The following is a 12,603-nucleotide window of genomic DNA, read 5'->3' on the forward strand; positions in this document are numbered from 1 at the left end:
GGCTGTTGGAATGTGTCAGGCATGCAGCAGCCTGTCCCGTTCTTTTTTTGCCGCAATGGTGCGGATCGGGTCTGATCTTTGTCTATTCGATACCTTCCAGATGGAAAATACCGCAGTTAATGGCGGAAGCCGTCACGCGGGGCTCATATTGCCAGCGAATTTCCGATTGGCGCTGTTCGTACTGCTCGCGTACGCTTTGCTTCAGCTCATCGTCAGCCGCATGCTCAATTAACGGCTCATAATACAGCCGGATGCGTTCCAGCTCCTCTTCCAGCCGCTCGGTTGCGGCGCCTGCCCATTCATAATCGTAGCTTTTCAGCTTGCGTTCGAGCGCCTGCTCCATAATAGACAGCGCCTTGTTAAAGGAAAGGCCATTTTTCGCCAAATGAATGTTCGCGGGCAGGCGCGGCGTGAGCCTGAGGCGCTGAAGCCGATCATGGAACTGCTCGGTGCAATGCCCCGTTGCCAGCGAAATGCCGTAGCTGTGTATTTCCTCGCGCTTGCGGTCGCAGGCGAACTCTACGCGCATATTGATGCCGAGCCAGGCGGTGTAAGGGGTAGAGCTGTAGGGAGAGGCGGCACCGCGTTCCGGTTCTTGAAAAAGAAAGACGTAGCTGCCCTTCGATTTTGCCGCACCAAACAGCTGATCCAGCTTGCGCGAGCCGAAATACATTTCCTCGCGCGGAATGCGCAGCCCCGTCTGATTGATATTGCCGTGCACGAAGCCGAGCGAGCGGCCAAGCGCTGCATCAGCTGCTGCCGCTTGGCCCGTGTCGGCTGCCGCTGTGCTGGCACTGCTATCGGCACTTTCGGCAGGGCCGGCTGCAGGACCAGAACTCGCTGGCGCCGTCGAGGTTGATGCTAAACCTGCCGTATCACCGTGGACGGTTGGACTTGCAATTGTATTTGCGGGGCCTATGCCCGCATCAGGCCTCACGCTGCTTGCTGCACCGGGAAACGCTGCTGCACCTACGTTTCCTGCAGCGCCAGCTACTATGTCCGCCGTCCCAACGGCACCGCCCGGCAAGCGCTGCTGCGCGGGCAGTGTCCCGGCTTGAGCGGCGTCATATTTTTCGCGGTCGGTTACGAGCAGGTAGGTCATCGTCTCGGGAGCGGCATTCGTACGGTCAACGAAGCTCCAGTAGTACGGGCGGTTCGTCAGCTCCCGATCCGCATCAGGAGACAGTTTTACGGTGAAATGGCAGGGCGATTTCTCCAAAACCTGGCACTGCGTCGCCTCCAAATATCGCTGTACAAACTTGTGTACCTGCTTCTCATTCATGTCTAATCTCCACCGTCTGCCCGAGGGCTGTCATTTGTGACACTATTTGCGCGCTTGCCTGCAGCTCAGGGCCTTGCTGCACTTCATCGCGAATTTGCGTAATCGAGGAGGCGAGATCGCTAATTTTCTCGCGCAGCTCCGTTTCGCTGCCGCCTGATTCGAGCAGCATGCGGGCAAGCTGCTGCTCCAGCGAGCCATCCTTTTTCTCAAAACGCTCCAAAATATGATCCAGCTCGCCAATCACAAGCTCAAACATATTAATTTTTTCATGCAGCAAATGCACAATATGCTCCTCTATCGTACCGAGGGTGCATAGGTTGTAAATTTTCACATCCTCGGTTTGTCCAAGCCGGTGGACGCGGCCAATCCGCTGCTCTACGCGCATCGGGTTCCACGGCAGATCGAAGTTGATCATATGGTGGCAAAACTGCAAATTGATGCCTTCGCCGCCCGCCTCTGTTGCAATCAATACTTGGGCCCGGCCGCGGAACAGGTCCATCATCCAATCCTTTTTGCCGCGGTTCATCCCGCCCCTGTAAGGGACGGCAATCATGTCGTGAGAACGGAAATATTGCAGCAAATACTCCTGCGTAGCCCGATACTCGGTGAAAATAATAACTTTATCGTTCATTTCCTTAACGAGCTCAAGCGCCTTCTCCGCCTTCGTATTGGCTTCAATTTTTTTAATAAACTCGACGAGCTCCCATATTTTTGCGCGGACGGGTGAATCCTCAGCCGTCTTTTTGAACATATTGACGAGAGTCAGGAAGACAGCATCGCGGCTGCTGCAAACTTCGCGCTGGAGCGTGACCAAGGACAGCATGCTGCTCAGGTCGGGGCCGCTCTCATCGTAGCGTTCATGCACGAAGGCGGTCACTGCGTCGTAAAGCGCCTGCTCGTCAGCTGACAGCTGCAGCGGAATATTTTTCACAAAACGCTTCGTAAAAGAAATGCCGCCGTCGCCGCGGCGATTGCGGATCATAATGCTGGACAGCGCCGTTTGCAGCTGCTCCTCGTTTTTCGGAAGACGCTTGTCAACGACAAAGTTGGCGGCGAACTCGCTTTGGCGGCCGAGCTGGCCAGGCTTGAGCAGAGTGATCAAATTGTACAGCTCATCCAAATTGTTTTGCACCGGCGTTGCGGTGAGCAGCAGACAATATTTTTTGCGCAGCTCGGTGACGAACTGGTAGTTGGTCGTTTTTTTGTTTTTGAGCTTATGCGCCTCGTCGATGATGACCATATCGTAGTCGGTACCGAGAATGACGTCGCGATGCGGATCGCGTTTAGCCGTATCCATCGAAGCGACGACGACGTCATAATGCCATGTGTGGGCTTTTTTCTGAGCGACGGCGGAAATGCCGAATTTCTGATTCAGCTCGCGCACCCATTGCAGCACAAGCGAGGCTGGCACAAGAATGAGCGTACGGCGTACGAGTCCGCGAACGATGTATTCCTTCAGCACAAGCCCCGCTTCAATCGTTTTGCCAAGGCCAACCTCATCAGCGAGAATGGCGCGTCCGCCCATTTCATGCAGCACCTTGCGCGCGGTCGAGATTTGATGAGGCATCGGTTCAAGCATTGGCAGACTGCGCAAGCATTGCAGCTGCTCGAAGCTTTCAATCCGTTTCGCCTGCTCCGCTTCCATCGATAGCTGATATAACGTCCAGTCATCCCATGGACCGTTTTTGGCAATACGGCTTTGCAACTCGTCGAAAGTGGAACGGTCATATTGCAAATCTACGAGCGGATGAAGCTTGCGGGTGACTAGTGCACTTTCTGGAGCGGCGGAAGATCCGTGTAGCGGTTGTTTAATATCTGAAGACAAGGGAGCAGCTCCTTTCATCGTTAAAGCCAATCATTCATCGTCCAATCGAACAAAATGAGTAGGTTGCAATCTTTGTTTCTAGTATGGCCCTTTCATCGCCTATTCATAAGAAAGGGCCAAAAAAAGCGTGAGGACAAGCAAAGGAAAGCGCAGGCTTTGGCCAACGAGAAAATTGGGCGTTTTTGGCTGGAAATGAAGGAGAAACACAATATGTAGTATGTTATAATGATATTTAGACACAATATATCGGATTTGTGGGACACCGTGTTAGCGGGCAAATAGGTGGGTTTTTGCAAATGTGAGGAGAGGCGGCGTTACTTATGGAGAAGAAACAAACCTTAAATGAAAATAGAAGAGGCAGCGGCAGGCTGGAGGGGCTCAGCGAGAAAATTTTTCTCGATCGTTATGCCTGGAAAAATGCTGATTCCAACAGCGCAAAGCCCGGAGACATCGTGCTGGTGCTGACAAAAGATGATCCGAAGTTTCCGACGAAGGAAGTCGGAGAGATCGTTGCCCGTGAGGGGGACCAGGTGGAGGTGCAGCTCCGAAACGGTGAGCGTATAACGGCTGCAGTTGAGAAGCTGACGCTGACCATTGAGCAGGCGCCGGAGGAAATGTGGGATCGTCTGGCGAAGGCGGTGGCCGGAGTCGAGGGCAGCGAGGAGAAGCGGGCGGAATGGACGGAACGTTTTCGCTATATTTTGGACGACTGGAAGCTCGTGCCGGGTGGCAGAATTGCAGCGGGGGCAGGTGCCAGCGAGGAATTAACGCTGTTTAACTGTTATGTGCTGCCTTCTCCGGCAGACAGCCGTGGCGGCATTATGAAGACGTTGACGGAAATGACGGAAATTATGGCGCGCGGGGGCGGCGTTGGCATTAATCTATCGTCGCTTCGCCCGCGCCGCGCCATTGTCGCAGGGGTAAATGGCGCATCAAGCGGGGCGGTATCATGGGGAGGGCTGTTCAGCTATACGACGGGGTTGATTGAGCAGGGCGGCAGCCGCCGCGGCGCCTTAATGCTGATGATCAACGACTGGCATCCCGATGTGCTGGATTTTATTACAGTCAAGCAGACGATGGGCCAGGTGACGAACGCGAATTTATCAGTATGCGTCAGCAACGCTTTTATGAAAGCCGTAAAGGAAGATTTAGAGTGGGAGCTTGTATTCCCCGATACGAAGGATGCACAGTACAACGAGCTTTGGACAGGGGATTTGGATGCTTGGCGGGCACTTGGCAAAAAGGTGATTTTGTACAAAACGGTCCGCGCCCGTGATATCTGGCACATGATAATTGAATCAGCGTGGAAGTCGGCAGAGCCCGGCGTGGTTTTTATGGAGTATTATAATCAGATGTCGAATAGCTGGTATTTCAATCGGATTACTAGTACTAATCCGTGTGGTGAACAGGGCCTGCCGGGCTGGGGTGTCTGCAATCTTTCAGCGGTCAATCTGTCGCGTTTCTATAATGAGCAGCAGCATGATGTCGACTGGGAGGAGCTGGCGAAGGTGACGCGTTGGTCGGTGCGTTTTCTCGATAACGTCATTGACACCACACCGTATCATTTTCCTGAAAATGAAGCGAACCAGAAGCGCGAGCGCCGCGTCGGGCTCGGCACGATGGGGCTTGCGGAGCTACTGATTAAGCTGCAAATCCGTTATGGCAGCGCAGAGTCTCTCGATTTTCTCGATAAGCTATATGGGTTTATGGCCCGCGAGGCGTATCTCGCTTCGACGGAAATTGCGGCGGAGAAAGGCGCTTTTGCTGCCTTTGAGGCAGATAAATTTTTGCAAAGCGGCTTTATGCGAAGCTTGACGTCGCACTATCCTGAGGTTGGAGCTGCTGTAGAGCAGCATGGCATTCGGAATGTAACGGTGCTGACGCAGGCGCCAACGGGCAGCACGGGAACGATGGTCGGCACCTCGACGGGCATTGAGCCGTATTTTGCCTTTGAATATTTTCGCCAAAGCAGGCTTGGCTATGACAAGCAGCTCGTTCCGATTGCCCAGCAGTGGAAGGATTCGCATCCTGGCGAGGAGCTGCCGGATTATTTTGTAGCGGCGATGGACTTGTCTGCGAAGGATCATATTCGGGTACAGGCGGCAATCCAGCGCTGGGTGGACAGCTCGATTTCGAAGACGGCGAACTGCCCGAATGACTTTACAGTGGAAGAGACGAAGGAGCTTTATGAGTTGGCGTTCGATCTTGGCTGCAAGGGCGTGACCATTTATCGCGACGGCAGCAGGGATGTGCAGGTGCTGTCGACTACGGATGAGAAGGAGAAAAAACAAGAGAAGGAAGTGGAGCTACAGCCGTCACCAGGAGAGGGTAGCGAGGATAAAGCTGCTCGATTGGATGATCATGGTGCCAATGCTATTATTGAGGAAATGGCTTCTCAAGATGCTCCAAGTGCTGAGAGTGTACAGGACGCAGCAGGCCCAATAACAACTACAGCTACAACCGCTGTTAGTCCGAAAACGCTGGACAAAGCATACAAAAATCGCCCGCAGGTACTGCGCGGTGCCACCTACAAAGTAAATACGCCGTTCGGCATGGCGTACATTACGATCAATGATCTCTCCGGCTTGCCGGGCGAAATTTTTCTGAATGTCGGCAAAGCTGGCTCCGACGTGTTCGCCATGGCGGAAGCGCTGGGCCGCGTCTGCTCGCTTTTCCTTCGTTATGGCGATCATGGTCATAAGGTGGAGCTGTTAATCAAGCACTTGAAGGGGATCGGCGGCACAGGTGCGATTGGGTTTGGCGCAAACCGCGTGGAATCGATTGCTGATGCTGTGGCGAAGGCGTTGGAGCAGCATATAGCGGCTGCTGACCTGCAGCAGTTGGATGTGGAACGGTCAGAGGAAAGCCGTGAAGCAGCTCAAGGAACTGAAGCCAGTAAGGGCTTAAAAGTAGTTTCATCCGCAACAGCTGCATCAATAGCGGCTGCTAACGTCATTCCAGACTCAGCAAAAAGACGCAGCAGCGCAAGCTCGCTCGATCTTTGCCCTTCTTGTGGGTCAGCGTCGTTGATTAATATAGAAGGCTGCAAGCAGTGCAGCAATTGCGGGTACAGCCGATGTAATTAAAGATTTCTTATAGGGAAAGTCTTGTTTTATACTGACTGTGAACATCCATATTTAATGGATTTGTTCCAAGTTTGTTAAAGACAATGTACAATTTATTGGTCAGAGATTAACGAGTAATATCTACAGTTGCGTTTCAACAAATTATATTAAATCGTTTTGACTCGTTAAACGGGCTCACGTTGCTGGTTATGCTTCTCTCCAACCAAATCGTTTCTGAGGTTGTGATATGAAAGAAAGGGTCCGCATCCTGCGGGCCCTTTCTTTATGGGCAAAAACACGAAAAAGCATCCAAAGACAGCGACCTCAACTAATGACAATGCCCGGTATTTACAGCAGAAATGGTATATGACTAGCCAATTAGGTCAAGTAGGGACTATCGACGGCAATTACGGTTGCCCCGTATGATGAGGCTGCAGATTCAATTACCTATGCAAAGAAAGGAAGGCAGCAGCATGTTAAAAAGAAATACAGAGTCAGTAAGAGTCCCCGCGCCGCGGACATCCATGTCATCTACATTGGTCGGCAGACTTATGCGGAACCGGTGGCTCTATATGATGGTTTTCCCCGGATTATTGTACTTTCTTATATTTAAGTACTGGCCGATGTACGGAATCTTCATCGCCTTTCAAGATTTTCAGCCTTTTCTCGGTTTTTGGAACAGTCCATTCGTAGGGTTGAAGCATTTCGAGCGTTTGTTCAGCGATTCCAGCTTTATGATTCTGTTTCGGAATACGCTCATTCTTGCGACTTACAACATTGTTTTTTTCTTTCCGCTGCCGATTGTTATTGCGCTTATGCTCAACGAGCTGAGATTGGAATTTACAAAGCGTATCGTGCAGACGCTCATTTACATTCCGCATTTTATGTCTTGGGTTGTTGTCGTAGGTATCTCCTACATGTTCCTGACGACGGAAGGTGGCATTATGAACGAGCTGCTAGTCCGCTTTGGAGGCGAAAAGATTAATTTTCTCGTTAGCAATGAATGGTTCCGGACGATTATTACGGCTGAGGTCATGTGGAAGGAAACAGGCTGGGGCACGATCATTTTCCTTGCGGCATTGTCCGGCGTGGATCCTCAGCTCTACGAAGCGGCCCGTATGGATGGAGCGAACAGGCTTCGCCAGCTTTGGCATATTACGCTGCCAGCCATTCGCAGCACCATCATTATTTTGCTCATCTTGCGTCTCGGCCACTTTCTCGACACGGGCTTTGAGCAGATTTTCCTTATGCTTAACGCCATGAACCGTGAGGTTGGAGAGGTGTTCGATACGTACGTATACTCCGTCGGAATCAGCCAAGGACAATACAGCTTCAGCACGGCGGTAGGCGTATTTAAGTCGATTGTTGGTCTGATCCTTGTCGTTGTGGCCAACCGACTAGCCAAAAAATTCGGAGAAGAAGGCATCTATTAGAGAGAGGAGCGTGAAACCACCATGCGAATTAAACAAAGCTGGGGGAGCCGGATTTTCGATAGCGTGAACGTTGTACTACTGCTTGTGTTCGCTTTAATGACTGTCATTCCGTTCATTTATGTCATTGCAGGCTCATTTGCTACCCAGAAGGAATTGTTAATGCGAGGCTTTATTTTATTTCCGACTGAATTTTCTTTGGATGCATACAAGTACATTTTTTCTACTCAAACACTTGTCAGAAGCCTGCTGGTAACGGTTTATATTACGGTTGTAGGCACGCTGATTAACCTTTTTTTCACATGCTTGATGGCTTATCCTTTAGCGCGCAAGGATATGGATTTTCAAAAGCCGATCTTGATGTTGGTTGTGTTCACCATGCTGTTCAGCGGCGGCATGATTCCGACGTTCCTCGTGGTGAAGGAGCTCGGCATGATCGATTCCTATTGGGCCTTGCTTATTCCCGGAGCGATCAGCGCCTTTAACTTGATTATTATCCGCAATTTTTTTCAACAGCTGCCGGATGGGCTGGAGGAATCGGCTAAAATAGACGGCTGCAACGATCTTGGCATTTTTCTTAAAATCGTGCTGCCGCTATCCATGCCCGCTATCGCGACCTTTTCGTTATTTTATGCGGTTGGCCATTGGAATACGTTCTTTAACGCGGTTCTCTACATTAATGACCATACCAAGTGGCCGATCCAGGTGCTCTTGCGGCAAATCGTCATCCTGGCCTCGGGCGGTATTGGGGACTCCAGTACAATGGAAACGGACTATGTCGCTCCACCGGATCAAGCTGTGAAGATGGCGGTAATCGTGGTCTCAACTCTTCCGATTCTGCTTGTATACCCGTTCTTGCAAAAGCATTTTGCAAAAGGGGTATTGCTAGGCTCGGTTAAGGGATGAAGATATAATAGGATTTAGATAAAGGGAGGATGCAAGTATGAACAGAAAATATCAAAAAAGAAGATTAGCGAAAGCAGGGGCATTGCTGGTCGCAATCGCGCTGACCGTTACAGCCTGCGGAGGAAACAATGATGGAAATCCGCAAAGCGGCGGCAATTCAGGAGATGCACAAGGACCGCTTCAGCTGACAATGATGCTCCCAACCTACAGTGCGGAGCAAATGCCGGCCAATAGTTCTGTTCTGAAAATGCTGGAGGAGCAAACAGGCGCGAAGCTAAGCGTCTCCTGGGTTCCATCCGCCTCTTATACGGATAAGCTCAGCGCTACTATCGCATCCGGCGAATTGCCAAAAACGTTCGTGGCATTGGAGCCGAAAGCCTCCTACATCGTTAACGCCGCCCGTTCTGGCATGTTCTGGGAAGTCGGTCCGTACCTGAAGAATTATACAAACCTCAGCAAAATGTCGGAGCTCGTCTTAAGCAACGTTTCGATTGACGGGAAAGTGTACGGCTTGTATCGCGAGCGTGATCTCGCTCGCTTCGGGCTGATGATCCGCCAAGATTGGCTTAGCAATCTGGGGATTGAAGCGCCTACAAACGTCGATGAGCTTTACAATGTTCTGAAAGCCTTTACAACCGGAGATCCAGACAAAAATGCCAAGCAGGATACGATTGGACTCGCTGTTGGCATGCAAGGAAACAACATCGCAGGGTTCAAAGACATTCTCGTTTATATGGGCGGACCTAACGAGTGGGAGCTTCAGGATGGCAAGCTCGTTCCAGCTCATATGACGCAAGCCTATTTGGATACAATGAAGTTTTACAAAAAGCTGTACGACGAAAAAATCATTAATCAGGACTTCGCAACCGTTCAGGACGGCCGTTCGGTCATGTATAAAGGCCATGCAGGGCTATGGATCGATAATATGCTAGACGGTAAAAACATTGAGGACAACATCAAGAAGGTCGTTCCCAATGCCAAAATCAACTTGCTTAACCGTATCGAAGGATCGTTGGGTGATCGTACGCGCGCTGGTTCTGGTTATCTCGGCATGTATATGATTCCGAAAACAAGCGTCAAAACGGAAGCAGAACTAGAGCAAATATTGGCATACTTTGATAAAGTGTCTGAGAAGGAAAATCAGAACCTGATGAAATACGGTATTGATGGCCAGCAATATACGCTAGAGAATGGCGTGTATACTCCGAGTTCAGATGCGAAGCTCAGAGCAGATATTACCGACGGCGGTCAATTTATGATTCTACAGGATGAGGTTGTCAATTACGGGACAGAGCTGGAACTGCTTAGTTCGAAATTGTTTCAGGACAATGCGACGTTCGCCGTGCCAAACCCTGCTGCGCCGTTTATTTCAAACACGGATATTGAGAAAGGCAAGGAGTTGTCCAAAATCATTGCTGATGCAACCGTGAAATTCATTATGGGCGCGATCAACGAGGACGATTGGAACGGTGCGGTCAAGCAATGGCTTCAAAGCGGCGGCAGCAAAGTGATTGAAGAAATGAATGCCGAATACGCCAAGCAGGCTGGGAAATGACATAAGAGCAAAGCTCAGAGCCGAATGCAATGAAGCATTAATTAGATCAAGAACATTCAAAACGGAGACTGACTTGCTAGTCGTTTTACATGAATAATGGATGCGGAAGGTTACAGGAACGTATGGGAAGTCAGGAGCTGCATGATGGCTAAATATGGAGTTTTCTTGTACACTTTAAGGAATATCAGGAAACGACCAATTGGAGGCATTATGAGATTCCGGTCCCCGTCTTATTTATTGAAGCTGATGCTGTTGTCTATATTAATCGGTACGCTTCCGGTCATTACGCTAGGCACGTTCGCTTATTTTAACGCCTCCGGAACGGTGCAGGAAAAAGTGGACGAGAGCAACAAGCTGCTGTTAAAACAAATGCAGGTGCGTACAGAGCAAACACTCAGGACGATCGATAATTCTGCAACACAGCTGCTCCAGTCGCAAAATGTTACAAGCGCTTTCAATCGAAGTTTATCCAATCATGATTTCCAATTGGTGCAAGAGCTATATAAAGGCATTTCGCAGATTCAAACGTATGAGCTCGGCATCAAGGAAGTGTTTCTATTTAGCCTGAACAACGATTGGATCGTTTCGAGCAGCGGCGTAAACGAGTACAGCTTTCCTGAGTTTAGGCCAGTACTAGAATCGTTTTCACGGAACGCGAAGGGCTCGTTCTGGAGCAGCGGATCAGTAGAATTCCCTGATTCGTTCCAGTCCGTTTATTTTGTGAAAAAGTATCCGTTCAACTCTCCCAACCCAACAGGTATTATATGTGTGGTATTGTCCTCTGATGTGATGAAAAATATGGACGAGTTTTTGAACAGTAAGTTCGGCAGCGCATTTATCGTGGATCAGAATGCCACGATTATTGTTCACCGTGACCACGACAAACTGGGAAGCCGAATCGTGGATGAACCCTATCTGAAATCATTTATCGATACGAATGAAACTATCGGTCAATACGCGACTAATCGGTACGGAGAGGCAGTTACGGTCACTTTTCGTAAATCCCCCTATAACGGATGGAGCTATGTATCCGTCATTTCCAATGAGCAGGTAAACGAGCAAAATAAAATAATCGGCTGGATTACCATGCTCGTATGCTTGATTATTCTGCTCGTAACGCTCATCGTTGCTTGGTTTGGCTCCAAAAAAATGTACAGTCCGATTCAATCCCTATATTCTTCTTTAACAGTTGTTCCTGCAATGAATGAAAAGGTGAAGTCGAGCGGTGAGCTTCAGGTAATCGGCGAACGCGTTGACTATTTGATTCGTAATCAGTCTCTTATTATGAATGAGTTGAAGGGGCAGCAAACGCAGCTTAAAGAATTTTTTATGCAAAAGTTATTTGGCGGCACGATTCAGCCTAATGATTTTTTAGAGAAGCTGAGCTTGTATGGTTTGGAGCAGCCGTGGCCATCTATGTGCGTCGTTGCGATTCAAATCGATACGCTTAAGGATACGAGATACGCGGAAGGAAATCGGGACTTGCTGATGTTTGCTATTAACAACATCGTTGGCGAATTGATTCTTTCCGAGCAAAGGCTGGAGCCGATTGTCAAATCGGACTACCAAGTGACGCTGATCGGTTCCTTGCAGACGGGAGAGCGCTTTAAAGAGCAGATTTTCAACTTGTCAGACGAAATTCAGAAGGCCATATACCAGTACTTGGAGATTAAAATAAGTATCGGTATTAGCCGTCCGTTCGTGTCGTTTGCAGAGACGCAGCAAGCCCTTCACGAGGCAACGACCGCCCTTAAGGCCAGGGTAGGATTAGGGCAGGAATCGATCCTGTTTATTGAAGATGTGCAGCCGCAGAAGAGTCATTTGAACAGATATCCGATTGTGGGTGAGCAAGCCTTGTTAGATGCAATCCGGGTTGGAAATGAGGAGCAGGCAGAAGCCGCTTTGAAGCAATTAATTGGCGAGTTGTTTTGGCCTCAAGAGCAGCATCGTGATTATCAATTGTCATTGCTGCGGCTTCTGATTGCCCTTCTCAAGTTTGGACAGGAGTTATCTATTCCAATGGAGCGGATTCCGGAGGATGAAGCGGCGTTAATTCAGTCGCTGTTCAAGCTTCGAAACGTACAGGAGATGGAGCACTGGTTCTGGTCCATATTCGTGCTGCCATATATCCAGGAGTTAGGCACTCGCCGGGACTCTCAATTCAAGCATATTTCCGATGCAATAATTGATATTATAGTAAGAGAATTTGATTCGGCGCTTACGCTAGAGGAATGCGCTTCGCGCATCAACTATCACCCGCATTATGTGAGCCGTGTGTTCCGTCAGGAGACGGGCATTAATTTCGGGGAATATCTATCACAGCATCGGATTGCTATAGCGAAGAAATGGCTGAAGGAGTCCGACCTGAAGATTGTAGAAATCGCCGAACGGCTGCAGTATAATAATTCTGCCAATTTTATACGTTCCTTTCGCAAGCTTGTGGGCAAGACACCGGGGCAGTACAGAGAGGAAGGATAAAATCGGTTATCAAATGAAGTAATGACTTCGTTTTTTCGCGTAAAGGTGAGGACTGTAATTAA

At 49.6% G+C, this 12,603-nt stretch carries 7 protein-coding genes; 5 read left to right on the top strand and 2 right to left on the bottom strand.

Features of this window, described 5'->3' with window-relative positions:
* Nucleotides 1-82 precede the first annotated feature (82 nt).
* Nucleotides 83-1,282: a YqhG family protein gene (locus AC6B99_RS07620; protein WP_494880623.1), complete on the bottom strand. Its 1,200-nt coding sequence runs from the start codon at nt 1,280-1,282 to the stop codon at nt 83-85.
* Nucleotides 1,275-3,125 (bottom strand): DEAD/DEAH box helicase, encoded by a 1,851-nt coding sequence (locus AC6B99_RS07625; protein ID WP_496663139.1) that lies wholly within the window; start codon nt 3,123-3,125, stop codon nt 1,275-1,277. The genes AC6B99_RS07620 and AC6B99_RS07625 overlap by 8 nt, the downstream gene beginning before the upstream one ends.
* 302 nt (nt 3,126-3,427) lie before the next feature.
* Here AC6B99_RS07625 and AC6B99_RS07630 point away from each other — a divergent pair, with 302 nt between their 5' ends.
* The 5 genes from AC6B99_RS07630 to AC6B99_RS07650 all read left to right on the top strand — a co-directional run bounded on the left by AC6B99_RS07630 (nt 3,428) and on the right by AC6B99_RS07650 (nt 12,541).
* The gene (locus AC6B99_RS07630) at nt 3,428-6,193 is read left to right on the top strand and encodes an adenosylcobalamin-dependent ribonucleoside-diphosphate reductase (protein ID WP_496663113.1); all 2,766 of its coding nucleotides are present in this window, start codon (nt 3,428-3,430) and stop codon (nt 6,191-6,193) included.
* Nucleotides 6,194-6,696: 503 nt separating this feature from the next.
* Nucleotides 6,697-7,605, top strand: a complete 909-nt coding sequence (locus AC6B99_RS07635; RefSeq protein WP_496663140.1) for an ABC transporter permease — start codon at nt 6,697-6,699, stop codon at nt 7,603-7,605.
* 21 nt (nt 7,606-7,626) lie between these two features.
* Complete coding sequence (locus tag AC6B99_RS07640) at nt 7,627-8,508, top strand: carbohydrate ABC transporter permease (RefSeq protein ID WP_056041787.1); 882 nt, start codon at nt 7,627-7,629, stop codon at nt 8,506-8,508.
* Nucleotides 8,509-8,545: 37 nt separating this feature from the next.
* Nucleotides 8,546-10,063, top strand: coding sequence for an extracellular solute-binding protein (locus AC6B99_RS07645; RefSeq protein WP_496663114.1), 1,518 nt, complete (start codon nt 8,546-8,548; stop codon nt 10,061-10,063).
* 210 nt (nt 10,064-10,273) lie between these two features.
* Nucleotides 10,274-12,541, top strand: a complete 2,268-nt coding sequence (locus AC6B99_RS07650) for a helix-turn-helix domain-containing protein (RefSeq protein WP_496663115.1) — start codon at nt 10,274-10,276, stop codon at nt 12,539-12,541.
* Nucleotides 12,542-12,603: the final 62 nt, after the last annotated feature.

It is taken from the genome of Paenibacillus liaoningensis (assembly GCF_059609455.1).